24 protein-coding genes are annotated in these 24,291 nt (G+C 72.3%); 4 read left to right on the forward strand and 20 right to left on the reverse strand.

Annotated features, from left to right (window positions below; translation table 11 throughout):
* Nucleotides 1-17 precede the first annotated feature (17 nt).
* Complete coding sequence (locus tag BCAV_RS18965) at nt 18-221, reverse strand: DUF1918 domain-containing protein (protein ID WP_015884243.1); 204 nt, start codon at nt 219-221, stop codon at nt 18-20.
* A 236-nt stretch (nt 222-457) separates the two neighbouring features.
* Here BCAV_RS18965 and BCAV_RS23065 point away from each other — a divergent pair, with 236 nt between their 5' ends.
* On the forward strand, nt 458-598 hold the full coding sequence (locus BCAV_RS23065) for a hypothetical protein (protein ID WP_015884244.1): 141 nt from the start codon (nt 458-460) through the stop codon (nt 596-598).
* A gap of 14 nt (nt 599-612) precedes the next feature.
* Here BCAV_RS23065 and BCAV_RS18970 read toward each other — a convergent pair whose 3' ends face one another.
* From BCAV_RS18970 to BCAV_RS19015, 10 genes are all read right to left on the reverse strand, one after another.
* On the reverse strand, nt 613-981 hold the full coding sequence (locus BCAV_RS18970; RefSeq protein ID WP_015884245.1) for an RNA-binding S4 domain-containing protein: 369 nt from the start codon (nt 979-981) through the stop codon (nt 613-615).
* Nucleotides 982-991: 10 nt separating this feature from the next.
* On the reverse strand, nt 992-1,981 hold the full coding sequence (locus BCAV_RS18975) for a DUF4862 family protein (RefSeq protein WP_015884246.1): 990 nt from the start codon (nt 1,979-1,981) through the stop codon (nt 992-994).
* Complete coding sequence (locus tag BCAV_RS18980; RefSeq protein ID WP_015884247.1) at nt 1,978-2,742, reverse strand: FadR/GntR family transcriptional regulator; 765 nt, start codon at nt 2,740-2,742, stop codon at nt 1,978-1,980. Before BCAV_RS18980 ends, BCAV_RS18975 begins: the two co-directional genes overlap by 4 nt.
* Nucleotides 2,729-3,475, reverse strand: coding sequence for an N-acetylmannosamine-6-phosphate 2-epimerase (locus tag BCAV_RS18985; protein ID WP_015884248.1), 747 nt, complete (start codon nt 3,473-3,475; stop codon nt 2,729-2,731). The genes BCAV_RS18980 and BCAV_RS18985 overlap by 14 nt, the downstream gene beginning before the upstream one ends.
* Nucleotides 3,472-4,416, reverse strand: coding sequence for an ROK family protein (locus tag BCAV_RS18990; protein WP_015884249.1), 945 nt, complete (start codon nt 4,414-4,416; stop codon nt 3,472-3,474). Before BCAV_RS18990 ends, BCAV_RS18985 begins: the two co-directional genes overlap by 4 nt.
* Complete coding sequence (locus BCAV_RS18995; protein ID WP_043350653.1) at nt 4,413-5,348, reverse strand: dihydrodipicolinate synthase family protein; 936 nt, start codon at nt 5,346-5,348, stop codon at nt 4,413-4,415. Before BCAV_RS18995 ends, BCAV_RS18990 begins: the two co-directional genes overlap by 4 nt.
* A gap of 62 nt (nt 5,349-5,410) precedes the next feature.
* Complete coding sequence (locus BCAV_RS19000; protein ID WP_015884251.1) at nt 5,411-6,538, reverse strand: Gfo/Idh/MocA family protein; 1,128 nt, start codon at nt 6,536-6,538, stop codon at nt 5,411-5,413.
* A 47-nt stretch (nt 6,539-6,585) separates the two neighbouring features.
* Nucleotides 6,586-7,425, reverse strand: a complete 840-nt coding sequence (locus BCAV_RS19005) for a carbohydrate ABC transporter permease (protein WP_015884252.1) — start codon at nt 7,423-7,425, stop codon at nt 6,586-6,588.
* Nucleotides 7,422-8,381 (reverse strand): carbohydrate ABC transporter permease, encoded by a 960-nt coding sequence (locus BCAV_RS19010; RefSeq protein ID WP_015884253.1) that lies wholly within the window; start codon nt 8,379-8,381, stop codon nt 7,422-7,424. The genes BCAV_RS19005 and BCAV_RS19010 overlap by 4 nt, the downstream gene beginning before the upstream one ends.
* A 2-nt stretch (nt 8,382-8,383) precedes the next feature.
* Nucleotides 8,384-9,682: an ABC transporter substrate-binding protein gene (locus BCAV_RS19015; protein WP_043347559.1), complete on the reverse strand. Its 1,299-nt coding sequence runs from the start codon at nt 9,680-9,682 to the stop codon at nt 8,384-8,386.
* Between the two features lie 318 nt (nt 9,683-10,000).
* Here BCAV_RS19015 and BCAV_RS19020 point away from each other — a divergent pair, with 318 nt between their 5' ends.
* Nucleotides 10,001-10,675, forward strand: a complete 675-nt coding sequence (locus BCAV_RS19020; RefSeq protein WP_245528893.1) for a FadR/GntR family transcriptional regulator — start codon at nt 10,001-10,003, stop codon at nt 10,673-10,675.
* Between the two features lie 79 nt (nt 10,676-10,754).
* Complete coding sequence (locus BCAV_RS19025; RefSeq protein ID WP_015884256.1) at nt 10,755-11,981, forward strand: glycoside hydrolase family 3 N-terminal domain-containing protein; 1,227 nt, start codon at nt 10,755-10,757, stop codon at nt 11,979-11,981.
* A 46-nt stretch (nt 11,982-12,027) separates the two neighbouring features.
* On the opposite strand, the gene BCAV_RS19030 is transcribed toward BCAV_RS19025, so the two are convergent.
* The 7 genes from BCAV_RS19030 to BCAV_RS19055 form a co-directional block, all read right to left on the reverse strand.
* Nucleotides 12,028-12,726: a response regulator gene (locus BCAV_RS19030; RefSeq protein ID WP_015884257.1), complete on the reverse strand. Its 699-nt coding sequence runs from the start codon at nt 12,724-12,726 to the stop codon at nt 12,028-12,030.
* Nucleotides 12,727-12,733: 7 nt separating this feature from the next.
* Nucleotides 12,734-15,307, reverse strand: a complete 2,574-nt coding sequence (locus BCAV_RS19035; protein ID WP_015884258.1) for a DUF4118 domain-containing protein — start codon at nt 15,305-15,307, stop codon at nt 12,734-12,736.
* 27 nt (nt 15,308-15,334) lie between these two features.
* Nucleotides 15,335-16,018, reverse strand: a complete 684-nt coding sequence (gene kdpC, locus BCAV_RS19040) for a potassium-transporting ATPase subunit KdpC (RefSeq protein ID WP_015884259.1) — start codon at nt 16,016-16,018, stop codon at nt 15,335-15,337.
* Nucleotides 16,019-16,048: 30 nt separating this feature from the next.
* The gene (gene kdpB, locus BCAV_RS19045) at nt 16,049-18,235 is read right to left on the reverse strand and encodes a potassium-transporting ATPase subunit KdpB (RefSeq protein WP_015884260.1); all 2,187 of its coding nucleotides are present in this window, start codon (nt 18,233-18,235) and stop codon (nt 16,049-16,051) included.
* Complete coding sequence (gene kdpA / locus BCAV_RS19050) at nt 18,232-19,908, reverse strand: potassium-transporting ATPase subunit KdpA (protein ID WP_015884261.1); 1,677 nt, start codon at nt 19,906-19,908, stop codon at nt 18,232-18,234. The genes kdpB and kdpA overlap by 4 nt, the downstream gene beginning before the upstream one ends.
* 8 nt (nt 19,909-19,916) lie before the next feature.
* On the reverse strand, nt 19,917-20,009 hold the full coding sequence (gene kdpF / locus BCAV_RS22365) for a K(+)-transporting ATPase subunit F (protein WP_083770098.1): 93 nt from the start codon (nt 20,007-20,009) through the stop codon (nt 19,917-19,919).
* Between the two features lie 330 nt (nt 20,010-20,339).
* On the reverse strand, nt 20,340-21,035 hold the full coding sequence (locus BCAV_RS19055) for a type III secretion system chaperone family protein (protein ID WP_015884263.1): 696 nt from the start codon (nt 21,033-21,035) through the stop codon (nt 20,340-20,342).
* A 93-nt stretch (nt 21,036-21,128) separates the two neighbouring features.
* On the opposite strand from BCAV_RS19055, the gene BCAV_RS19060 reads away from it, so the two are divergent.
* Entirely contained in the window at nt 21,129-22,235 is a 1,107-nt protein-coding gene (locus BCAV_RS19060) for a GNAT family N-acetyltransferase (protein WP_015884264.1), read from the forward strand.
* Nucleotides 22,236-22,247: 12 nt separating this feature from the next.
* Here BCAV_RS19060 and BCAV_RS19065 read toward each other — a convergent pair whose 3' ends face one another.
* Nucleotides 22,248-23,054 (reverse strand): GNAT family N-acetyltransferase, encoded by an 807-nt coding sequence (locus BCAV_RS19065; protein WP_015884265.1) that lies wholly within the window; start codon nt 23,052-23,054, stop codon nt 22,248-22,250.
* A 14-nt stretch (nt 23,055-23,068) separates the two neighbouring features.
* Nucleotides 23,069-24,247 carry a substrate-binding domain-containing protein gene (locus BCAV_RS19070; RefSeq protein ID WP_015884266.1) on the reverse strand — a complete coding sequence of 393 codons (1,179 nt, stop codon included), beginning with the start codon at nt 24,245-24,247 and terminating at the stop codon, nt 23,069-23,071.
* Nucleotides 24,248-24,291 lie beyond the last annotated feature (44 nt).

Raw genomic sequence — 24,291 nt, forward strand, 5'->3', positions numbered from 1 at the left:
GCGAGCGCGAGGCGGCGTCAGGCCGAGGTCGCGTGATCGCCGCTCTGCGGGACCACGCGGCAGTCCGGGCCGGGGACGATGGTCGAGGTGTGCCCGTCGTCGTCCCAGCGGACCACGTACGGACCGTCCTCGCCGTGGACCTCCACGACTGTCCCGTCCCGCTCGGTCTGGTCCAGGTGGGCCGTCGCGATCCGCACCTTGTCACCGAGGACTGCCTTCATCGTCACTCCTCCCATGGCGTGACACGTGCCGACCGGTCGCGTCGTCGCCGTCGGTCGCCGAACCGTGCCTGCTCGACCAGCGTACGACGGCGCCGCCGGGCGCGCAGCGCCCGATGTCGTACGCGCCGGGGCCGTTCCGGGCCGATGTCGGGGTCCGGTGCCACGATCGGCGCAGGGGCCCACGGCCGCGACCCGTCCTGACTGCGTGGCCGCGCAGGAGGAGAGGAGGAGCGAGGATGCGAGCCGACGAGAACGTCTGGCCCGACGAGCGCTGCGTCGACTGCGGTGACCCGCTGCGCTTCGGTGACGAGGTCACCTGCCGGTGGTGCGACGCGCACCGGGCGGAGCGCCCGGAGGTGGCGAAGAAGAGCGCCTAGCAGGTGCGCGAACCTCAGGGGTGCCCGCGGAGCCGGTCGAGCTGACGACGCTCCCGCTTGGTCGGCCTGCCCGTCCCGGGGTCACGGATCGCCACCTGGATGCGGATCTCCCGCGGCGGGGGCGGTGGGCTGTGGTCGACGTAGCACTCGACCGCCACCGGTGCGCCGACCCGCTTGACGATGAGCCGGCGCACCTCGAGCACGCGCTCGGCGTGGCCGCCGCGCACCCGCACCGAGTCGCCGACGCGCACCGGGCTGGCCGGCTTCGCCCGCTCCCCGTTGATCTGGACGTGTCCGGCGCGGCACGCCGTCGACGCCGCCGAGCGACTCTTGAGGATGCGCACGGCCCACAGCCACGCGTCCACGCGCACCGACTCGGCCATGGTCCCGACCCTACGACGTGGGCGCGGGCTCCGGGACTGCCGAGCGCAGCATCTCCAGCGCCGCCCGCGCGATCTCGACGCGCTCCGCGACGCTCCGGCTCGCCGGCCCCGCCGTGACCTTCATGCCCACGTAGGACGGCGCGGTGCCCGCGCACGCGGCGAGGGTCCGGCGCATCCGGTCCGCGTCGAGCAGGCTGTCGCGCCAGTCGTCCGGCGTCGGTCCCGCGCCGCGCGGCGCGACGTGCCAGTCCTCCCAGGCGCCGCCTCCCACCCCGGCGACGGCGCTCGCACCGGAGAACATCAACCCCGCCAACCGGCCACGCGACGCGGCGAGGGCGACGTGCTCCTCCGGCGTCGACGCTGACCGCCCCTCGATCGCCGACCTGCCCCAGTTGACCGTGAGGCCCACCCGCGGGTCGTCGACGGCGTCGATCGCCGCGAGCTCGTCCTCGATCTCGAGGAACCCCTTCTCGGGGCGCCGGCCGGGCCGGGCGGCGTCGCAGTGCTCGATCGCGAGCTGTGCCCCCGCGCCGTCCACGCTCAACAGCTCGGCGAGCGAGGCGGCGAGAGCCGTCGCCGACCCTCCGCCGTCGCGCGGGGCGCTGTGGATCTCGACGGCGCGCACGCGCTGCCGTCCGCTGAGCTCAGCCGCGCGACGGGCGACGTCGAGCGCCCGGCGCACATCCGCCACCGCGACCGCGCGGCCGTCCTCGTCCGTCGATGCGATGCCGTACCGCGGGTCCGCGGCCAGCCGGCCCATCACGGCGGGGATGCACGTGACGACGACGCCCCAGCCGGCGGGCACGAGGGTCGGCAGACCGTCCGGGCCGACGTCGAACCCCGGGGTCTCACCGCACACCTCGGCGAGCGGCATCTCCAGCGCACCGGCCGTCGTCAGCCCCTCGAGCGCGCGGTAGGCGGCGGGCAGCTCCTCCGGCGGGCGCCCGGCGAACAACGCGTACGCGCCGACGACGACGCCGCCCGACTCGGGTGGGGTCATCGCCCGGCCGCCGGTACGTGCTGGTCGAGCGAGCGGACGAGTGGTTCGTAGTGGCGCAGCACAGCCGCACGATAGCCGCCCACGTCGCCCGACTCGGCGGATCGAAGCATGTCCTCGTGCGCGCCGGCCGTCTGCACGAGATCGGTGGGCAGGGACACCCCGAGCCGGGGCATGACGGCGGTGTGCACGTCCCAGAACGCCCCGACCAGCGGCGCGATGATCGAGTTGTCGATGCGGCTGAGCAGGTCCGTGTGAAAGGCGCGGTCCTGCTCGGTGAAGGTGCACCCGTCAGCGCTCAGGCGGACCATCTCACGCACCATCGCCCAGAGCCCGGGATCGTGCGTCCCCGCGACGGCGCCGGTCACGCGCTCCGCCATCGCCAGGTCCAGCGCCTGCCGGATCTCGATGATCTCGCGGAGGGCGCGCAGGTCGTCCCCCGGTTGCAGCGCACCACGGAACACCAGCGTCTCCACGAGAGCGTCGAGCGACATCTCCCCGACGTACGTGCCGTACCCGTGCCGCACTTCGACGATCCCGAGCGTCGCGAGCGTGCGCATCGCCTCACGCAGGCTCGAGCGGGACACGCCGAGGGCCGTGCCGAGCTCCGCCTCCGTCGGCATCGCATCCCCGGGCCGCAGGCCGTTGACCAGGATGAGGTCCTTGATCTGCGCGGCCGTCTGCGCGCTGCGCGTACGTGGACCAGCCGCCCGCGCATGCGCGCCGTCGTCCACTCCGGCCCCTGTCCACTCAGTGCTCGTCATCGCGTTCCCCTGCTCCCTCGCCCGGGTGTGACCGGGCCTCCTGCACCGCTCGGGCGAACCACGACGTGATCGTCGTGGGATGGGTGATCGCCGTGCCGACGCACACGGCGTGCGCGCCGAGCGCCATGGCCGCCGCCGCCTCATCCGGCGTGTGCACCCGGCCTTCGACGACGACCGGCACCCGGCAGGCTCCGACGAGCTCCGCCACCAGCTCGAGGTCCGCCCCCGTGGTGCGCGCCCGCTCCCCCGTGTAACCGGCGAGGGTCGTGCCCACGAGGTCGGCACCCGCGACCTGCGCGGCGAGCGCGTCGTCCAGCGATCCGCAGTCGGCCATCACGAGGACGGCGGGAACCTCCACGCGCAGGCGGCGGATCGTCTCCACGAGCGTCAGCCCGTCGGGCCGGGGTCGGCGGGTCCCGTCCAGAGCCACGATGTCCGCGCCCGCTCGGGCGATGCCGACGGCGTGCTCGAGCGTCGGGGTGATGAACACGTCCGCGTCGCCGTGCTTCCACAGCCCGACCACCGGGACGTCGAGTGCGTGGCTCGTCGACTCGACGTCCTCGAGCCCCTGCACGCGCACGCCGGCGGCGCCCCCGGCGACGGCGGCGCGGGCGACCTGCGCCGTCGTGCGCGGGTCACGCATCGGCTCGCCCGGATACGCCTGGCACGAGACGATCAGTCCGCCCCGGAGCCGCTCGACGGCGTCCGGCGGCACACTCGCCGCCGTGGTCACACTGCCTCCCAGACGTCCCGCGCGGCGCCGACCACAGCGGCGCCGGCGCCGAGCATGGCCGGCCGGAGCGGCACCTCGCGCAGCACCCCGATGAGTTCGCCTCGAGCTGCCTGTTCCATCGGGGTCCACCACTGCTCGCCGGCGCCGGCGAGGCCGCCGGCGACCACCACGACCTCCGGGTCGAGGGTCGTGACGAGACCCGCCACCATCCGGCCGACGGCGCTCGCGGACTCCTCGACCGCCCTGCGGGCCAGCGCGTCGCCGTTCGCGGCGCGGCCGACGACGGCGCGGGCGTCAGCTGTGCCCGTGTCGCCGCCGAGGGACAGGTAGTGGCGCAGCAGGCCCGGACCCGCACCGATGGCCTCGACGTGGCCCATCCGGCCGCACGCGCACCGCAGGTGCTCAGCACCGGGCACCGGGACGTGCCCGATCTCCCCGGCCACCGAGTGCGCCCCGCTCCAGACGCGCCCATCGGTGACGATCGAGCCGCCGATGCCCGTCCCGACCGCGACGACGACAGCGCTGCTCGCGCCGGCCCCCGCACCGACCCACGTCTCGCCACGGGCGTGGGCATCGACGTCGTTGCGCACCGTCAGGGCCGGCGGCGGAACCCCGCGGTCGGCCAACCGCTCCCGCAGCCCTCCCGCGACGTCCGTGCCGGCCCAGCCGGGCATGCTGTCGGTCGCGGAGAGCACGCAGCCGGAGACGGCGTCGAGGACGCCCGCCGAGCCAACCCCCACGCCGCCCAGCCGAGCACCTTCGCTCCCCCGAGCGGCCCGCTCCAGCACCTCGCCCACGAGTGCGGCGACGGCGTCGAGCACCGCGTCTGGCCCGGCGGACGCGGGCGTCGGGCGGCTCAGCAGCTCGCCGGCGCGTCCGGACGCATCGACCACCCCCGCGGCGGTCTTCGTCCCACCGAGATCGACTCCCACCACGATCACGTGCGCGCGACCTCCCGCAGCCCGGCGGCGCGCACGATGCCCGTGATCCGCGCGACGGTGTCGGCGTCGAACGGACCGACCGGTGGCGCCATGGTCGGCGCATCGAGCAGACCCAGCGCGTGCATCGCCACCTTGAAGGCACCGACGCCCGCGGCGTCGCCCGAGCGCCCGCTCGCCTGGAACACGATCTCGAACAGGGCCGCCAGCCGGTCCTGCTCGGGGCGCACCTGCTCCCAGTCCCCGGCCTGCGCGAGGTCCCACATCCGCACGTACGCGCCCGGGTCGACGTTCCCGAGGCCGGGGACCACGCCGTCGGCGCCGAGCAGGAGCATGCCGTCCACGACGACTTCGTGGCCCGTGAGGACGCTCAGCGGTGCCCCGGCGGCGGCGTTGGCGGCGACCAGCCGGCGGAACCCGACGTCGTCGCCGGAGGAGTCCTTCACCCCCGCCAGCACGCCCTCGCTCCCGAGCGCGACGACCATCGCCGCGTCCAGCTTCGTCCCGACGCGCACGGGGATGTCGTACGCGTAGACGGGCACCGGGCTCCCGGCCGCGATCGCCCGGAAGTGGTCGGCGATCTCGGCCCGGTCGTTGCGGGCGTACACCGGCGCGCAGGTGACGACGCCGTCCACGCCGGCGCCGACGGCGTCGTCCACCTGCTCGAGGACGCGGCGGGCCGTGAGGTCGATGGCGCCAGCGAGTACCGGGACGCGGCCGGCCACCGTCCGCACGACGGTGTCGAGGACGACAGACCGCTGCTCCCGTCCGAGGTACGCGACCTCGCCGCTGGAGCCGAGTGCGAACACCCCGTGCACGCCCGCTCCGACCAGGTGCTCGACGACGCGAGCGAGCGAAGCGGTGTCGACCTCCCCGTCGGCGTGGAACGGGGTGATCACCGGCGGGACGATCCCGCGGAGATGGGAGGCGCTCACTGAGGGCTCCGTTCGGGTCGCGCCGGCGTCCGGCGTCTGGTCGGGGGTCATGTCGGTCCCGCTCACGCGTTCGACCCGACGACGACGGCCGTGACCTCGGCTACCGCCACCTTCCGTCCCTCGCGCAGGGAGCGCGTGAGCGCGTCGGCTGTCGCGATCGACGCGGTGGCCGCGCTCCCGTCGGTCAGGGCGGCGAACTCCGGTAGCGCGTCCGCGCCCTGGACGAGACCGTGGAAGTAGGTGAGCTCCTCCTCGATGATCCCGCGGAGCCACATCGGCGGGCGACGGTGCGGGTTGCCGTACTGGATCGCTCCGTCGGTGCTACTGCCCCGGTAGATGGCTGTCCGGTCGGCGTCCTCCTCCTCGCTGCGGTGCAGCAGGAAGCGCTGGGAGCCGCCCGGCGTGCGGAGCTCGACGCCCGTGTCCTGCAGGTCGATCCGGATCGCGCCGAGCGTGCCCTGGATGAGCACGTAGTGCTCGGGCCACCGGAACGCCGACCCGTACTCGAGCGCCGCAAACCGCTGACCGGGGAACTCGAGCGTGATGAGGAGCAGGTCGTCCTCGTCGCCGAACTGCGGGCCGTCGTGCGCGACGTTGCCGCCGGCCATCGTCACAGTCTCCGGGGAGCCCATGATCGACTGCACGAGGTCGAGCTCGTGGATGTGGTGGTAGAGGTGGCCGCCGGAGAGGTCCCGCCGCTTCTTCCAGCTGACGGACTCCTGCGGCTCCTCCCAGCCGTTGCGGATCGCCCGGCAGAACAGCACGTCACCGATCGCGCCCTCCCCGATGAGCCGCTTCGCGTGGCGGACCCCGGCCATGAAGTTCATGACGTGCCCGGCCATGAACAGCACCCCGGCCCGAGCGGTGGCGTCGATCATCGCCGCGCAGTCGGCGTAGCTCAGTGCGATGGGCTTCTCGGAGAACACGGGCTTGCCCGCCCGGGCGGCGGCCAGGACCGCGTCGCGGTGCGCCCAGTTCGGCGAGGCGACGATGACGACGTCGACCTCGGCGTCCTGGCACAGCTCCTCGACCGAAGGCACCACGCGGGCACCGACCTCCTGCGCGACCGGCTCGGCGAACTCCGGGTCGTGCACGGCGACGACGCGCGCGCCGCCCAGGCCGGAGAGGTAACGGGCGATCTCGCCACCGAAGTATCCGGTGCCGACGACTCCGTACCTGACTTCACTCACGGGTGCTTCCTTTCGGGTGCTGGGGCGTGCGCGCAGGCGCGCGGCGGTCACTTGACCGACCCCTCGGCGAGACCGCCGGCGATGTACTTCTGGATGGACATGAAGAAGAGGACCGAAGGCACCACGACCAGGACCGACGCGGCCATCATGGCTCCCCAGTCGAGCACCTCGGACCCGGTGAGCGAGTACAGGGCGACAGCCACCGGCATCCGGTCGGTGCTGTTGATGAACAACAGCGCGTAGAGGAACTCGTTGAACGTGTTGATGAACGTGTAGACGGCTGTGGCGACGATCCCCGGCAGCACGATCGGCGTCGCGATCTGCCAGAAGATGCGTACCTTCCCGGCGCCGTCCATCTGCGCACCCTCCTCGATCTCCAGAGGCACCGTCTGGTAGAAGCCGACGAGCATCCAGATCGCGTACGGGAGCGCGAACGAGAGGTAAGCAAGGATCAGCCCGGCGTACGTGTTGATGAGCCCGAGCTTGACCATGATCGCCGCGTACGGCACAGCGAGCAGGATCGGCGGGAACATGTATGTCGCGATGAGCACACGGGTCAGGCGCTGCCCGAACCGCGGGAAGAACCGGACGATGCCGTAGGCGGCGAGGGTCGACAGCACGATCGTCACGGCCGTCGCGACGACGGCGATGAGCACGCTGTTGCGCAGGTTCTGCAGGAAGCCGAGATCCTCGAGCACCCGGCGGTAGTTCGCGAGCGTGAACTCGTCAGGGAGGACGTCCAGGGGATTGTTCGCCAGCTCCGCACCGGTCTTGACGGACGAGAGGATGATCCACGCGAGCGGGAAGACGAACGCGATCGATGCGACGGCGAGGACGACGTGCCGGAGCGCCCCGGCGCCGCTCTTCGTGAGACGGGCGGTGCTCATCGGTCCTCCTTCTCCCACCTGCTGAGCACGGCGAACGCGACGCGCGACGCAACGAGCAGGAACACGAGCAGCAGGACTGTCACGGCGGAGGCCATGCCGAGCTGGTGCAGCCCCCAGCCCGTGCGGTACGCGAAAATCGGCAGCGTGGTCGTCATCTCGCCAGGACCGCCACCAGTGAGCAGGAACAGCAGGTCGAAGTTGTTGAACACCCAGATCGTGCGGAGGATGACGAGGAGCCCGATGACGTTGCGGATGTTGCGCAGCGTAATGAACGAGAACTGCTGCCACGCGTTGGCGCCGTCCATCGTGGCTGCCTCGTACTGCTCCCTCGGTATCGTCTTGAGCGCCGAGAGGATGTTCACCATGAACAGGGGCGCCCCGAACCAGACGTTGATCGCGAGCACCGTCCAGAACACTGTGGTCGGGTTAGCGAGGAGGCTGACGTTGCTGTCCGTGAGGCCGAGCCGGGTGAGCAGGTTCGGCAGCACGCCATAGACGTCGTTGAGGATCCACTTCCAGCCGAAGGCGATGACGATCGGCGGGAATGCCCAGGGAACGATGAGCAGCACCCGGTACAGGCCCTGGAGCCGGCGGACCTTGTCGAGGCAGAGTGCGAGAACCATCCCGACGGCGAGCTGACCGACGATCGATGCCGCCGTCCACCGGATCGAGGTGGCGAACGCGTTCCAGAACGCGTCGCTCGTCACGAGCTGCCGGAAGTTTTCCAGCCAGACGAGATCGTGGCTCGGGCGCAGCAGGTTCTGGTCGGTGAGGCTGTAGTAGACGCTCGACAGGACCGGGTAGATCAGCAGCCCGAGCACGGCGACGGCGCTCGGAAGGACGAATGCGACACCGACCTTGTCGATCCGGGTCAGGCGGGCCCACACCGACGGTCGAGTCGGTGCGGGGCCGCCGGACGGTGCCAGCGCGGGCCGCTGCTCGGCGAGGGCCGTCATCCTCAGCCCAGCTCGGCGCCGGCCGAGGCGAAGAGGCTGTCCAGCTGCTCCTGGGCCGCGATTGCCGCATCCTCGACTGGCTCGTCATTGAGGATGATCGACTGGAACATCCCCTCGATGACACCCTGGCTGGTAAGGATGCCTGCCTGGATCCGCGGGCCCTCCTCCATGCCGATCGCCGTCCCGAGCGGGACGGCCTCCTCAATGACGTCGACCGTGTCGGCGAACTGCTGGAGCGTGGGCTCGTCGAGGTACGCCGGGTCCTCCGAGATGTCCGACAGCGCCGGGAGCATGCCACCCGGCACGGAGTGGATGAAGTCGATGTAATCGGAGTCCTGGTACAGGAACTCGAGGAACGCCTTCGCCTCTTCCTGCACGTCGCTCGCTTGCCAGACGACCATCGGCGTGTTGGACGTCTCGCCGCCATAGATCGGGTCATCGGCGTCCATGCGCGGCAGCGGGGCAGCAGCGATCTGGTCAAGCAGGTCCGGCGACGTATCGGCGACGCCGGAGATCTGGAACCCGGAGTTGAAGTCGAACGCCGTCTTGCCCTGGTAGTACAGCGTCGCCTGGTCGAGCACCGCGTAGTTGATCGAGCCCTCGGGGGAGGTCGTCTCGTACATGTCGACCCAATACTCGATGCCGTCCAGCGCGGCCTGCGACGTGAGGTTCGCGGTGCCGTCCTCGTTGAGCAGCGTCTCGCCGTTGGACTGCACGTAGTAGTTGAGGAACCGCGTGGCCATCATGTCGTTGGAGCCGAGCGGCACGGACAGCCCGTACACGTCGTCGCTCGTGAGGACCTCTGCAGCCTGGCGCAACTCGTCCCAGGTCTGCGGCACCTCGAGCCCGGCGGCCGCGAGCAGGTCCTTGCGGTACCACATGACCTGCGCGTGGGTGTAAATCGGGACGGAGTAGCTGACGCCATCGACCTGCCCCTCCGCGAGAGCCGCCTCGGAGAACCGGTCGCGGCCGATCGAGTCGATGACGTCGTCGACGGGGACGAGCGCCTCGGCCCCGATCATCTCCACCACGTGGGTGGGCAGCGCGCTCGAGAGGTCGGGCACCTGGCCGGAGGCGAGGCCGGTGGTCCACTTCGTGTAGAACTCCGGCCAGGCGAACGTCTCGATGGTGATCGAGACGCCAGGGTTTTCCTCCTCGAAGCGCGCGGCCATGTCCTCCATGTACTCGGCGCGCGGGCCCTGGGTGAAGCTCGTCCACATGAGGACGTCGCCGGCAAGGGTGCCGTCGCCCTCCTGCTCCTCGGAGCTCCCCGCGGAAGCACATGCGGCGAGCCCGGCCAAGAGACCGACGGCGGTGGTGGCGCTGAGAGCGCGACGGATGGTGCGAAACCCCGTGGGGGGACGTGCGGTGCTCCTCGACAACGGGACCTCCGGAGACTGGTGACCTGACGCCTGACGTCTGATGTCTGACGTGTGAGGCACCGTAGACTCCGAGGCACCCCTCGGTCAAGGAGCGTTCGTTCGATGGTGGATCGGTCAGCCAGAACGGTGACGACGTCAGGTGACGGTCTCGGCGTCTCTGCACGCACGGACGGCGGCGCGCTCGCCCAGACCCCCAGCCCGCCGCCGATCGCTGCCCGGAGCCGCAGAGCGGCAACCGTGGACCAGATCAAGGAGTACATACTCACCGAGGGCCTGCGGCCGGGCGACGCATTGCCCACCGAGGCCGCGCTGTGCTCGCTGCTCCACGTCTCCCGGTCCAGCGTCAGGGAGGCCGTGAAGACCCTCGCCACGCTCGGCATCGTCGAAGTCCGGCACGGATGGGGCACGTACGTCGGCACGATGAGCCTCGACGCCCTGGTCGAGACGCTCGTCTTCCGCGGCGTCCTCAGCCCGGGCGACGATCTCCGCGCTCTGCGCGAGGTCCTCGAGGTGCGCCAGGCCCTCGACGTCGCGATGACCGACAAGATCCTGGCGTCGCTCGCCGGGGAGCAGCATCCCGCCCTCCACGACCTGGTCGACGAGATGACTGCTCTCGCGGAGCAGGGTGTGCCGTTCGGGGACCAGGACCGCGCCTTCCACACTCTCCTGCTCGACGGCGTCGACAACTCGCTCGTCCGACAGCTTGTGGCTGCGTTCTGGGACGTGCACGTCGCCGTCCTGCCGCGGCTCGACGTGACGCTTCCCGACGCGCTCGCGGAGACCGCGCGAGCCCACGCGGAGATGCTCGACGCCGCCGAGCGAAGCGATCCGGACGCCTACCGGGCCGCCGTCGCCGCGCACTACGCTCCGATCGAGCGAGCGATCGCGGCGGCCGCCGCGGGCGCGGGCTGAGCCGCGGCCGTGGCGCCAGGAGCGGACACGCAGCCGAGCGTGCACCGCGCACCCTCGCTCCAGGGGTGAGGATGGATCGATGCGCCCCATCCGCTCGCACGCCCGCACCGACCGCAGGGCCCGCCGCGCCGCGCGGGTGCCGGCCATCGCCACGACCGCCGCCCTGCTCCTGGTCACCGCGGCGTGCACCTCGCCCGCGAGCGGACCCACGCCCGAGCCGAGCCCCACCGCCACGACCAGCCCGACGCCGTCGGCCACGCCCACCCCGAGCCCGACGGCCGACCCGCTCGCCGACCTCAGCCTCGAGCAGCGCGTGGGGCAGCTCTTCATGGTCGGCACGGACGCCGCGACCGCCGAGCAGGTGACCCTCGACGCGATCACGGCCTCGCACGTCGGCAACGTGTTCCTCGCCGGCCGCTCCAACGCTGGTGTGGACGCGACGGCCGCCGTCGTCGAGCAGCTGACCGCCGCCGTGACCGACGAGGCGACCGGCGGCGTCCCACTCCTCGTCGCCACCGACCAAGAGGGCGGCAACGTGCAGGTCCTGCGCGGGCCGGGCTTCTCCGACATCCCCACGGCGCTCGACCAGGGCGCTCTCGACCCGGCCACGCTCCAGGCCGACGCCACCACGTGGGGAGCCGAGCTCGCCGCATCGGGCATCAACCTCAACCTCGCCCCGGTCATGGACGTCGTCGCGAGCCCCGAGGCCGCGGCGGCGAACCCGCCGATCGGGTACTTCCACCGGGAGTTCGGCTACGACGCCGAGACCGTCGCCTCGCATGCGAACGCCTTCAGCGCCGGCATGCGCGCCTCCGGCGTCGAGACCGTCATCAAGCACTTCCCCGGGCTGGGCCGGGTCACGGAGAACACCGACACCACCGCCGGTGTCGTCGACGACGTCACGACCGCCGACGACGCCAGCGTCCAGGCGTTCGCCGCCGGCATCGACGCCGGCGCCGCCTTCGTCATGACGTCGACGGCGGTGTACAGCCAGATCGACCCGGACGCGCCGGCGGCGTTCTCCCGGGAGATCGTGAGCGACCTGCTGCGCGGCCAGCTCGGCTTCGACGGCGTCGTGGTCACCGACGACGTCTCCGCCGCCGAGCAGGTCCAGGCGTGGTCGCCCGCCGACCGGGCCATCCTCGCGATCGAGGCCGGGACCGACATCGTGCTCGTGTCCGCCGACCCGAGCATCGCCGCCGAGATGGTGGCCGCCGTCGTCGCGAAGGCGCAGGCCGATCCCGACTTCGCCGCCATCGTCGACGACGCCGCGCGCCGCGTCCTCGCCGCGAAGGGTGTGGCGTAGGGCACCTGTCTCGATCCTCCTCCGCTCGTTCCTCGCTACGGAGTCCTCACTCCTCGAAGCGGTAGCCCATGCCGGGGCTCGTGAGGATGTGACGGGGCGCCGCGGCGTCGTCCTCGAGCTTGCGCCGCAGCTGCGCCACGTACACGCGGAGGTAGTGCCCCTCGCGGGTGGCGGTCGGGCCCCACACCTCCCGCAGGAGGTGCTCCCGACCCACCACGCGGCCCCGATGCTGGACGAGCTGCTCCAGCAGCGCCCACTCGGTGGGGCTGAGGCGCACCGGCTCGCCGGACCGCCGCACCTCGCGCCGAGCGAGGTCGATCTCGAGATCGCCGGCGCTGACCACTGGCTCGTCGGGCTCACCGACGAGCGCGGAGCGCCGGACGGCGGCACGGAGCCGGGCGAGCAGCTCGGGCATCGCGAACGGCTTCGTCACGTAGTCGTCGGCGCCGGCGTCGAGCGCGTCGACCTTGTCGTCGCCGAGCTGGCGCGCGGACAGCACGATGATCGGGACCTGGCTCCAGCCGCGGATGCCCTCGATGACCTCGAGGCCGCCGATGTCCGGCAGCCCGAGGTCGAGCAGGATCACGTCGGGATGGGCGCGGCCCGCGGCGTCGAGACCGGCCGCGCCGGTGGCCGCCGTCGTCACCTCCCAGCCGTGGGCGCGCAGGTTGATCCCCAGGGCGCGGAGGAGCCCGGCGTCGTCGTCCACGACCAGGATGCGGTTGCCGTCCCCACTTCCGCTCACGAGCGCCTCACCCTCCGGCCATGGGGACGGTCAGCACCATCGTCAGGCCGCCGCCCGGCGTGTCCTCCGGGGCGATCGTCGCACCCACTGCGCGCGACAGCCCTGCCGCCACGGCGAGGCCCAGCCCGAGGCCCGTGCCGCTGACGTCGCCGAGGCGCTGGAACGGCTCGAACATCCGGGCCTTGCGGGCGTCGTCGAGGCCGGGGCCACGATCCTCGACCCGGAGCTCGACGGAGTCCCCGGCCCTCGCGGCGAGCACCCGCACCGGCACGCCGCCGGGCGCGTGCCGGACGGCGTTGGCGACGATGTTCGCGACCACCCGCTCCAGCAGCCCGGGATCGGTGTGGACGAGGGGGAGATCGTCCGGCACCTCGAGGCTCACGTGGTCGGCGAACGGGTCGACGGCGAGCGGCACGATCTCGTCGAGCGACACGTCCCGAAGCACCGGCGACAGCGCCCCGGACTCCAGCCGCGACGCGTCGAGCAGGTTGTCGATGAGCTGCTCGAGCCGCGCCGTCGAGGTTGCGGCAGTGTCGACGAGCGCCGCCTCGTCGTCGGGATCCAGTGCGACGGCGTCGGAGCGCAGGCCGTCGACGGCGGCCCGGATCGAGGCGAGCGGCGTGCGCAGGTCGTGGGAGACGGCGGCGAGCAGCGCCGTCCGCGTCGCGTCCGCCTCCTCGAGGATCCGCGCCTTCTCGGCCCGCGCGCTGAGGCGCCGGTGCTCCAGCACGATGCCGGCCTGGGTGCCGAACGCCTCGAGCACCTGCCGGTCGCCCGCGGGGAGGGGCCGCCCGGTGAGGACGAGGCGGCGGGTGTCGTCGATGCGGACGATGGTGCGGTCGTCGTCGGAATCAGAGCCGGAGCCGGAGCCGCCGCCGCCGGGCGACGCCGTCGACCGCGCCGCCTCGGCGATCGTCGTCCACGGTGCGCGCTCCGCCACACGCTCCTCGAGTGCCACGTGCGCGAGCTGGAACGTCTCGGCGAGGCGGGAGACGACGGCGTCGGCCGTGTCCTCGCCCGACAGCACGGACCGGGAGAGCGCGGCGAGCGTCGAGGCCTCCGCCCGCGCCCGGTACGCCTGGGACGCCCGCCGTGCGGCGAGGTCGACGACGGAGGCGACGGCGGCTGCCACGAGGACGAAGACTACGAGCGCGAGCAGGTTCTCCGGGTCCGCGATCGTGAACCTGCCGGTCGGCTCCGTGAAGAACCAGTTCAGGCACAGGAACGAGGCGGCGGCGCACGCGACGGCGGGCCACCGGCCGCCCACCAGCGCCACGCCCACCGCCGCCGCCAGGAACAGCATGAGCTCGGTGGACGCGCTGACGTCCTCCTGGACGAGGACGAGGAGCCCGGTGAGCGCGAGCGGCGCCACGAAGGCGAGCACCCACCCGGCCAACCGCCGGCTCGGCGAGAGCGCGCTGGACGCGAGCGGGCGCGCGCCGGAGCGGGCGCGTTCGTGGGTGACCAGGTGCACGTCGATCGCGCCCGCGAGCCGGGCGATCTCCGTGGACGTGGACCCGAGGAGCGCCTCCCGCCAGCGCGAGTGCCGCGAGACGCCTACGACGACCATCGTCGCGTTGGCGCCCTGCGCGAAGTCCACGACCGCGGACGGCACGTCCTCGCCGACCACGGTGTGGAACGTCCCCCCCAGCGACTCGACGAGCGCACGGTCCGCGGCGATCACGGCCGGCGGCGCCGTCGGCAGCCCGTCCGTGGCAAGGACGTGCACCGCCAGCAGCTCCGAGCCCGCGGCGCGTTCCGCGATGCGCGCCCCGCGCCGCAGCAGGGTCGCGCTCTCCGGACCGCCGGTGACCGCGACGACGATCCGCTCGCGCGCCGGCCAGACCCCCGCGATCGCATGCTCGGTGCGGTACTGCGTGAGGGCGTCGTCGACCCGGTCCGCGAGCCACAGCAGCGCCAGCTCGCGCAGCGCCGTGAGGTTGCCCTCGCGGAAGTACGACGCAAGAGACGCGTCGATCTGATCCGCACGGTAGACGTTCCCGTGGGCCAGTCGTCGGCGCAGCGCCTGCGGCGACATGTCGACGAGCTGGATCTGGTCGGCCGCACGCACGACGTGGTCCGGCACGGTCTCCTTCTGCCGGACGCCGGTGATCGCCTCGACGTCCTCGTTCAACGACTCGAGGTGCTGCACGTTGACGGTCGTGACGACGTCGATGCCCGCCGCGAGCAGGTCGGCCACGTCCTCCCACCGCTTCGGGTGCGGCGAACCGGGCGCGTTCGTGTGGGCGAGCTCGTCGACCAGCGCGACCTCAGGCCCGCGGGCGATCACGGCCTCGGTGTCGAGCTCTGTCAGCTCGACACCCCGGTGCCGCACCACACGGCGCGGCACGATCTCGAGGTCGCCGATCTTCTCCAGCGTCGCGGCCCGGCCGTGGGTCTCGACGAGGCCGACGACGACGTCCGTGCCGCGCGAGCGGCGGCGTTGCGCCTCGTCGAGCATGGCGTAGGTCTTGCCGACGCCCGGGGCGGCACCGAGGTACACGGTGAGCCGCCCCGGGCGCCTGCCCGGCTCCGCGCCCGCGGACGGCGCGGAGCCGGGGTCGACGGCGGGGTCGCTCATGCGTGTAGTCGACCAGCCCGGCCGTGATCAGCCAAGTCGCACGAGCGCGAGGTTGAGCTCGAGCACGTTGACGCGCTCCTCACCGAGCACCCCGAGCACGCGCCCGGCGAGCGCCTCGTCGACGATCGCCCGGACCTGGTCGCTGGTCAGGCCGCGCGCCTCGGCGACGCGGTTCACCTGCTGGAGGGCGTACGCCGGGGAGATGTGCGGGTCGAGACCGGACCCCGACGCCGTGAGCGCGTCGGGGGGAACGGACGCCGGGTCGACGCCGTCCTCCGCGGCGACCGCGGCGCGCCGTTCCTCGATCATCGCCACGAGATCCGGGTTGTTCGGGCCGAGGTTCGAGCCGGCGGAAGCGAGGGTGTCGTACCCCTCTCCGGCCGCCGAGGGGCGCCCGTGGAACCACTCGGGGGACTCCCCCGGCGCCCCGAACGCCTGACCGATCAAGACGGACCCCACGACGGGGGCGCCGTCGTCACCGTCGCTGTCGACGGCATTGGCATGGGTGCCGTCGGAGCGGACCAGCGACCCGTTCGCCTGCCACGGGAAGACGACCTGGCCGATGCCGGTCACGGTGAGCGGGTAGATCAGGCCGAGGACGACGGTCGCGAGGAGCAGGACGCGGAGCCCTGCCCACGACTGGCGGACGAGGGCGACGAGGGTGCCGGCGCCGGACGGCTGGACGGCGGGGGCGGAGTCGGACGATGCCATGAGAGAAGTCCTTCGTGCGGTCGAGGCGGGTCAGAAGCCCGGCAGGGCGCTGACGACGAGGTCGATGAGCTTGATCCCGATGAACGGGGCGATGAGGCCGCCGACGCCGTAGATCAGCAGGTTGCGTCGCAGGAGGTCCGAGGCGGACGACGGCCGGTACTTCACGCCCCGCAGGGCGAGCGGCACGAGCACGAGGATGATGAGCGCGTTGAAGATCACCGCCGAGAGGATCGCCGACTCGGGGCTCGACAGCTGCATGATGTTGAGCACCCCCAGCTGCGGGAACAGCGCGAGGAACATCGCCGGCAGGATCGCGAAGTACTTCGCGATGTCGTTGGCCACGGAGAACGTCGTGAGCGCACCGCGCGTGATGAGCAGCTGCTTCCCGATCTCGACGATCTCGATGAGCTTCGTCGGGTTCGAGTCGAGGTCCACCATGTTCCCCGCCTCCTTGGCGGCGGTGGTGCCCGTGTTCATCGCGACGCCGACGTCGGACTGAGCCAGCGCCGGCGCGTCGTTCGTGCCGTCGCCGGCCATCGCGACGAGCCGCCCGCCCTCCTGCTCGCGGCGGATGAGCGCCATCTTGTCCTCCGGCGTCGCCTCGGCGAGCACGTCGTCGACGCCGGCCTCCGCGGCGATGGCCCGTGCCGTGATGGCGTTGTCGCCCGTGACCATGACGCTGCGGATCCCCATGGCGCGCAGCTCGTCGAACCGCTCGCGCAGGCCGTCCTTCACGACGTCCTTGAGGCGGACCACGCCCAGCACGCGCGCCGGCCCGCGGCCGACCTGCTCGGCGACGACGAGCGGCGTCCCACCCTGGGAGGACACCGCCTCGATGTGGGCGGCGAGCTCCGCCGCCGCAGCATCGGACACGTGGGCGCCGCTGGCGTGCACCCAGCGGCCCACGGCGCTGCCGGCGCCCTTGCGGATCCGACGCAGGTCTCCCGGCCCGGCGTTCGGGCCGGACGTGGGCAGGTCGATCCCGGACATGCGCGTCTGCGCCGTGAACGGCACGAGCTCCGCGTCAGCGAGCTCGCCGCCGTCGTGCGCCTCCGCGGCGACGCTCGGGTAGACGCGCTCGACGAGGTCGACGATGCTGCGCCCCTCCGGGGTCTCGTCGGCGAGCGAGGAGAGCCGGGCCGCGGCCGCGAGCTCCTGCGCCGTGACCTGCCCGACAGGCATGACCTCTGTCGCGAACCGGTTGCCGTGCGTGATGGTGCCGGTCTTGTCGAGGAGCAGGACGTCGACGTCGCCCGCCGCCTCGACGGCGCGGCCGGACATCGCGAGCACGTTGCGCTGCACCAGCCGGTCCATGCCGGCGATGCCGATCGCGGAGAGCAGCGCACCGATCGTCGTCGGGATGAGGCACACCAGGAGCGCGATGAGCACGAGCAGCGACTGCCGCTCGCCGGAGTAGATCGCGAACGGCTGGAGCGTCGCGACGGCGAGCACGAACACGATCGTGAGCGTCGTCAGCAGCACGTTGAGCGCGATCTCGTTCGGCGTCTTCTGCCGCTCCGAACCCTCGACGAGCGCGATCATGCGGTCCACGAACGTGCTGCCCGCAGGCGCGGTGATGCGCACGACGATCTGGTCGGACAGCACCACCGTGCCGCCGGTGACAGCCGAGCGGTCGCCACCCGACTCCCGGATGACCGGGGCCGACTCGCCCGTGATCGCCGACTCGTCGACGGACGCGACGCCCTCGATGACGTCGCCGTCGCCCGGGATCGTCTCACCGGCAGCGACCACGACGACGTCGCCCACAGCGAGCGAGGAGGACGGCACCTCGACCGTGGGCAGCCGGTCGAGCCCGGTGCCGGTGGCGAGCGTGTCGGCGGGCGCGTCCACGCGCCGCGCCGTCGTCTGCTTCTGCGTGGCGCGCAGGCTCGAGGCCTGTGCCTTGCCGCGGGACTCGGCGATCGCCTCGGCGAGCGTGCCGAAGAGAACCGTGAGCCAGAGCCAGATGGCGATCGCGATCGCGAACCCGCTCGGCTCGACGACGGCAAGCACGGTCGTGACGACGGCCCCGAGCTCGACGACGAACAGGACCGGCGAACCCAAGAGCTCGCGCGGGTCGAGCTTGCGCAGCGCCGCCGGCAGGGACGAGCGGACCTGGGCCCAGGTCAGCGCTCGCGCCCGCCGCTTGCCGGGCTTGGCCGAGGCCGGGGCCGGGGCCGGTGGGACCGGACGGGTCGGAGTGAGGGACGTGCTCATGAAAGGGACTCCACGATCGGACCGAGGGAGAGAACAGGGATGAACGTCAGACCGACGACGACCAGCGCGACGCCGGAGGTCAGCCCGACGAACAGCGGGCGGTGCGTCGGCAGAGTGCCGGACCCGGCGGGGACGGCCTTCTGCGAGGCCAGGCGGCCGGCGAGAGCGAGGACGAGGGCGATCGGCACGAACCGGCCCGCGAGCATCGCCAGCCCGAGCAGCGTGTTGTAGTACGGCGTCCCGGTCGTCAGACCGCCGAACGCCGAGCCGTTGTTGTTGCCGGCCGACGTGAACGCGTAGAGCACCTCGGACAGGCCGTGCGGCCCCGACTCCTGGATGCCGGCGAGGCCGGCGGGGAGGACGACGGACGCCGCGGTCCCGAGGAGCACGATCGCCGGCATGGTCAGCACGTAGAGCGCGACGAGCGTGATCTCTCTCTGGCCGATCTTCTTGCCGAGGTACTCGGGCGTGCGGCCGACCATGAGGCCGGCGATGAACACGGAGACGACAGCGACGATGAGCATCCCGTAGAGGCCGGCACCCACCCCGCCGGGCGCGATCTCGCCGAGCAGCATGTTGAACATGACGACGCCGCCGCCTGGTGCGGTGAACGAGTCGTGCATCGAGTTCACGGCTCCGGTGGACGTGCCGGTCGTCGAGGCTCCGAAGAGCGCTGACGCGGCCAGACCGAACCTGGCCTCCTTGCCCTCCATCGCGGCGCCAGCAGCTTGCGGTGCAGCGCCGGGCCCGGCCATCTCGGCCCAGGTCGTGAGCGCGAGACCCGCGGCGAACAGCGTCGCCATCACACCGGCGATCGCGGCACCCTGCCGGCGGTCGCCGACCAGGATGCCGAAGGTGCGCGGCAACGTGAACGGGATCACCAGGATCAGCAGGATCTCGAGCAGGTTCGTGAACGGGTTCGGGTTCTCGAACGGGTGCGCGGAGTTCGCGTTGAAGAAGCCGCCGCCGTTCGTGCCGAGCTCCTTGATGGCCTCCTGCGAGGCGACCGGGCCACCGAGCGCGCTCTGCGAGTCCCCCATCAGCGTGTCGAGGGGCGTGTGCGGGAGCAGGTTCTGGATGACGCCGTTGGCCATGAGGATGATCGCGGCCACGAAGGCGATCGGCAGCAGGATCCGGGTCACGGAGCGCGTCAGGTCGGACCAGAAGTTTCCGATCCGGCCGTCGGCGCGGGACCGGGCGAAGCCGCGGACGAGCGCGATCGCGACGGCCATCCCGACGGCGGCCGAGACGAAGTTCTGCACGGCCAGGCCGGCCATCTGGTACAGGTGGCCGGCGGCCGCCTCGCCGGAGTACCACTGCCAGTTCGTGTTGGTCACGAAGGAGACGGCGGTGTTCCAGGCGCCCGCCGGGTCGAGGCCGACGAAGCCGAGGTTCCACGGGAGGTACTCCTGGAGGCGGCCGAGGCCGAACAGGAAGAGCACGCTCACGAGCGAGAAACCGAGGAGCGAGAGGAGGTACGTGCTCCACGTCTGGTCGGCGTCGGGGTCGACCCGGGCGAGCCGGTAGCCCGCGCGCTCGACGCGCAGGTGCTTCGGCGAGCTGTAGACGCGCGCCATGTAGGCGCCGAACGGCACGTGAACGGCGGCAAGCACCGCCAGCACGAGGGCGATCTGGGCGAGCGCGGCCCAGACCACCACGGATTCGGTGGTCATCGCAGGGCTCACCGCACCTTGTCGCTGCGGAGCAGGGCGACGACGAGGTAGCCCAGCAGGACGACGGTCAGGACGATGCCGGTCCAGTCGGCGGCGCTCATCGCCTGCTCCCGGAGGAGGAGCCGCGGCGGCGGGCCACGAGAGCGATCGCGGCGAAGAACGCCACGGTGAGGAGGATGTAGGCCAGGTCGGCCATGCGTATGCGCCTTCTCGACGACGGTCGGTCGTCAGCGCACGGCGCCCCCGCCGCGCACTCACAACCGGCGCACCCTCGCGGTGCGCATCGACCGTTCTACGCCCGCCGACCGGCGCCAGAGCCGGCTCTTGACGGACCTCTGACGCCTCCGCCGTCGTCCTTGACGGCACTCTGACGCCTCGCTCCCGCAGGCGTCGTCAGCGCGAGGCGAGCGACGCCGTCGCCGTCGTCGTCGTCAGCGGGCGGCGGGGTCGTACCCGTGCGCCTGCCAGACGAACCGCGGGATCGAGTCGACGATCGCGTCGAGCACGACGAGGTACCTGTCGATCTGTCGCACGTCCTGGTGCCCGGACGCCCAGACCAGGATGTCCGAGCCCTCGATCCGGATGTTGAGCCCCAGGGCGTCGGGCCACAGCAGACGTTCCATCAGGCGCGGGTGCACCACGTCGTACGCGTACTTGCCCGCCGGGCCCTCCACCCGCCAGCGCTCGTTGAACGCGATCGACTCGAACTCGATGTCCTGACCGCCGAAGAACTTCGCCACCGACGTCCCGAATCCTTCCGGCCGCAGCTGCAGCCAGCTCAGCGGCACCGGGAGGGAGAGGGCGACGACGTGGAACTGGTACGTGGTGCTGTTCTTGCCCGACTGCACCGTGTACTGGTACCCGAACGACACGACCTGCCGCCCCTGGACCACGCCCGTCAGCGCGTTGTACGCCTTGCGTCCGCTGCCGGTGCCGAACGGCGGCCCCTTCCAGCGTCCGACGAGCTGGGGCACGTTCTGCGTGAACGTCCAGCCGCGGGAGTGCGCCCAGGCCTGCAACGCCTCCCGGCGCTTCTTCGCGCTCAGGTACGAGAAGACGAGGACCAGCGCGACGATGACACCGAACCCCAGGAACATGAGCACCATGAAGGCGCCGCCCGCTTCCATCCATGGCCTCCGTCTCGCCCGACACCTCCAGCGAGGGTAGGGGATGGTCGTTAATGGCGTGACGGCGGCGCCGTCGCACGTCACCCTCGAGACATGAGCGATGTCGAGATCCGACCGGTCGCCGTGCCCACGGCCGTCGACGCCCCGGAGGCGTGGGCGGTGCGCGGCGCCGTCGACGCCGAGACGGCGGCGTCGCTCCACGACATCGGCGACGCCGACTACGTGCCGACCGCCCTGCAGGTGGTGGTCAGCCTCAACACGACGACGTACTACGAGAAGGACTGGTTCGTCGCCGTCCGACCCGGCACGCCGGAGATCGCGACGCCGGACGACGTGCTGGGCGCGGCGTCGGCGCAGTACCCGGTCAAGGACAACCAGCACCTCGCGTTCATCGGCGTCTTCGTACGGCCCGAGCACCGCCGTCAGGGCATCGGCGCCGCGCTGTACGACGCCGCGCTGGCCACAGTGCGCGAGCACGGCCGGCGGACCGTCATGGTGACGACGGACCACACGGCCGAGGAGCCCACCGACCCGGCGGCGCGGCTCGTGCCGAGCACCGGGACCGGCGTCGTCCCGCGGACCGACAGCACCCGCTTCGCCCTCGCTCGCGGCTTCTCGCTCGAGCAGGTCTCGCGCCGGTCGAGGCAGGAGCTGCCGGTGCCCGACGACGTGCTGACGCCCCTGCAGCGGCAGGCGGACGCCGCCGTCGGCGACGCCTACCGACTCGTCCAGTGGCGCGACGACACCCCGGAACGGTGGATCGACGACTTCGCGCTCATGGAGACGCGGATGAGCACCGACACCCCGATGGGCGGCCTCGAGTTCACCGAGGACGCCTGGGACGCCGCCCGGGTGCTCGACTACGAGAAGAACCACCGCAGGCGCGGCCAGGGCTACTGGCTGACGGCCGCACAGCACGTCGAGACCGGCCGGCTCGCGGCGTTCACCATGCTCATGCGCACCGACGGGAAGCCGGGCATCGCGCACCAGGAGGACACGCTCGTCCTCAAGGAGCACCGCGGGCACCGGCTGGGCCTCTGGGTCAAGCTCGCGAACCTGGCGTACCTGCAGTCCGAGGCGGACGGGATCTCCCGCGTCGGCACGTGGAACGCGGAGGAGAACTCGTACATGCTCGCGATCAACGTGGCCATGGGCTACCGCCCGGCGGGCGCGTCCGGGGAGTGGCAGCTCAAGCTCTGACGCTCCCCCGCGTCAGGGCAGGTAGAACGCGACGTCCGGCTCCACGGGCACCGAGACGAACCCGCACGCACGGAACAGCTCCCAGCCCTCCGGGCTCGGCGCCGTGACCACGAGGCCCGCGCCGCGCCGTCGTCCCTCCGCCTCGGCGTGGGCGACGACGGCGCGTCCGATCCCCCGGCGCCGCTGCGCCTCGAGCACCGCCACGTCGACGAGCTCGAGCGCCGCGGCGGAGGCGTGGAACGTCGTCGCCATCGCCACCGGGTCGCTCCCCGCCCACGCGACCCAGGACGCGAGATCCGGGTGGCCGAGCCCGATGCCCTGGGACAGGCGGGCGACGGCGGCCCGGTCGTCGGGGTTCTCGACCCAGCCGCACGCCTCGGCGACGTCGAGCCACGCGGTGAGCTCCGCCGTCGTCGTGACGCGCCGGATCTCCGCCACGGCGCCGACGTCGCCGTCCGGGACGGCGCCGGCGAGCTCACGGCCGGCCCAGTGGCCGGTGCGTTCGGGCACCGCCCCGGCCGCCACGAGCGCCTCCGTGAGCACGGGGTCCGGCCGCGCGGCGAGCCAGGACGCCGGGACCCCGGCGGCGCGGAACCACGTCGCGAGATCGGCGACGACGGCGGCGTCGGGGCGCAGGCCGCCCTCGCTCACCACGCCGTTGTCGCTGTTGGAGTCGACGCCGGTGACGACGGCGAGCCACCCGTCGCCGTGGCGGACCCGGGAGCCGGGTGCGTCAGCGGCGAGCCGCAGCCGGGCGCGCGCCGCCCCGTGCCCGGCGGCGGCGATCCGCCGGGCGACGTCCGCACCCTCCGGGCGCACCGCCGTCGTCGTCCTCAGTCCCCGATGGAGATCGAGGTGTCGATGAACTCGTTCGTGTACAGCGACTCCGGGTCGATCTCGGCGTCGGGGATCGTGCCGGCGTCGACGAGGATCGGTGCGAACGTCTCGACGATCTCGGCCATGCGGTCGGGGTCGATCTGCCCGAAGACGCCGGACGCCGGGTCGTCGGTGACGAGGCCGAGCTCCTGCTGGGCCTGCACGGAGAACTCCGCGACCTCCGGCGAGTACGTCCACCCCGTCTGGTACGCCTCGACCAGCTCCACGATCAGCGCGTTCGTGGCGTCCGGGTCGGCGAGGAAGTCGATCTGCGCCTGCTGCAGGATCGGCACGAGCTTCGCCAGGCAGTCCGCCTGCTCCGTCACGTCGGCCTCGCGCACGACGATCGGCTCCGGGTAGATCGCGTACCCGACCTCGGCGAGCAGCTGGTACGCGATCGGCCGCCCCCACTCGGTGATCTCGTTCTCGTACACGTACGGCTCCGACGTCGCGAAGCCCTGCTGGAGGATCGACGGGTCCGAGACGAACCGCTGCGGCGTCCCCTCGTAGGAGGAGTCGCGCTGGTCGGGCTGGATGATCCCCTGGGAGACGAGCAGGCCGCCGATGAGCTCCCCCGCGGTCACCACCGGCGCACCCCCGGCCGCTGCCTCCTCGATCGTCGTCGCGTCCGGGTACGTCTCCGGATCCCACATGAGCATCTGCGGGCTCACCGTCATCTGCGACGTGACGGCGACCGTCGGGTGCTCGGCGTGCGCGGCGATCGCGCCGTCCGTGTTGACCGCGCCGACGAGGATGTCGGTGTCGAGGTACATGAGCGCGGAGACCGGCTGGAACCCGACGCTCGACCCGCCGGGACGCACCTCGACGTCGACGCCGGTGTCGGTGCCGTCGACCACCAGCGACCCGGTGACGCTCTTCGCGTCGCTGTCGATCTCGTAGTCCTCGCCGACGAGGTGGTACATGGCGCCGTGCTCGGACTCCGGCTGCCAGTCCTGCTGCATGACGACCGTCGCCGGGCAGACGTCGGAGAGGTCGAGCGGACCGCCGGCCTCCGCCTGCTCCCCCACCGGTCCGCTCGTGCCGGCGTCCTCGGGCTCGCCGCCTCCGCCGCACGCGGTGAGCGCGAGCGCGGCCGCGAACCCTGACGCGGTGACGACGGCGATCCTGCGCTTCATGCGGCCTCCTGGGCTCTGCGGCTCTGCGGGTGGGCGGTGCTGTC

It is taken from the genome of Beutenbergia cavernae DSM 12333 (genome assembly GCF_000023105.1).
Taxonomy (GTDB): domain Bacteria; phylum Actinomycetota; class Actinomycetes; order Actinomycetales; family Beutenbergiaceae; genus Beutenbergia; species Beutenbergia cavernae.

Bases quoted from the DNA above. Each gene is read 5' to 3' on its own strand.
- BCAV_RS18965 (WP_015884243.1), bottom strand. From the start codon at position 221: ATGAAGGCAGTCCTCGGTGACAAGGTGCGGATCGCGACGGCCCACCTG.
- BCAV_RS23065 (WP_015884244.1), top strand. From the start codon at position 458: ATGCGAGCCGACGAGAACGTCTGGCCCGACGAGCGCTGCGTCGACTGC.
- BCAV_RS18970 (WP_015884245.1), bottom strand. From the start codon at position 981: ATGGCCGAGTCGGTGCGCGTGGACGCGTGGCTGTGGGCCGTGCGCATC.
- BCAV_RS18975 (WP_015884246.1), bottom strand. From the start codon at position 1,981: ATGACCCCACCCGAGTCGGGCGGCGTCGTCGTCGGCGCGTACGCGTTG.
- BCAV_RS18980 (WP_015884247.1), bottom strand. From the start codon at position 2,742: ATGACGAGCACTGAGTGGACAGGGGCCGGAGTGGACGACGGCGCGCAT.
- BCAV_RS19005 (WP_015884252.1), bottom strand. From the start codon at position 7,425: ATGAGCACCGCCCGTCTCACGAAGAGCGGCGCCGGGGCGCTCCGGCAC.
- BCAV_RS19010 (WP_015884253.1), bottom strand. From the start codon at position 8,381: ATGACGGCCCTCGCCGAGCAGCGGCCCGCGCTGGCACCGTCCGGCGGC.
- BCAV_RS19025 (WP_015884256.1), top strand. From the start codon at position 10,755: ATGCGCCCCATCCGCTCGCACGCCCGCACCGACCGCAGGGCCCGCCGC.
- BCAV_RS19035 (WP_015884258.1), bottom strand. From the start codon at position 15,307: ATGAGCGACCCCGCCGTCGACCCCGGCTCCGCGCCGTCCGCGGGCGCG.
- kdpC (WP_015884259.1), bottom strand. From the start codon at position 16,018: ATGGCATCGTCCGACTCCGCCCCCGCCGTCCAGCCGTCCGGCGCCGGC.
- kdpB (WP_015884260.1), bottom strand. From the start codon at position 18,235: ATGAGCACGTCCCTCACTCCGACCCGTCCGGTCCCACCGGCCCCGGCC.
- kdpA (WP_015884261.1), bottom strand. From the start codon at position 19,908: ATGACCACCGAATCCGTGGTGGTCTGGGCCGCGCTCGCCCAGATCGCC.
- kdpF (WP_083770098.1), bottom strand. From the start codon at position 20,009: ATGAGCGCCGCCGACTGGACCGGCATCGTCCTGACCGTCGTCCTGCTG.
- BCAV_RS19055 (WP_015884263.1), bottom strand. From the start codon at position 21,035: ATGGAAGCGGGCGGCGCCTTCATGGTGCTCATGTTCCTGGGGTTCGGT.
- BCAV_RS19060 (WP_015884264.1), top strand. From the start codon at position 21,129: ATGAGCGATGTCGAGATCCGACCGGTCGCCGTGCCCACGGCCGTCGAC.
- BCAV_RS19070 (WP_015884266.1), bottom strand. From the start codon at position 24,247: ATGAAGCGCAGGATCGCCGTCGTCACCGCGTCAGGGTTCGCGGCCGCG.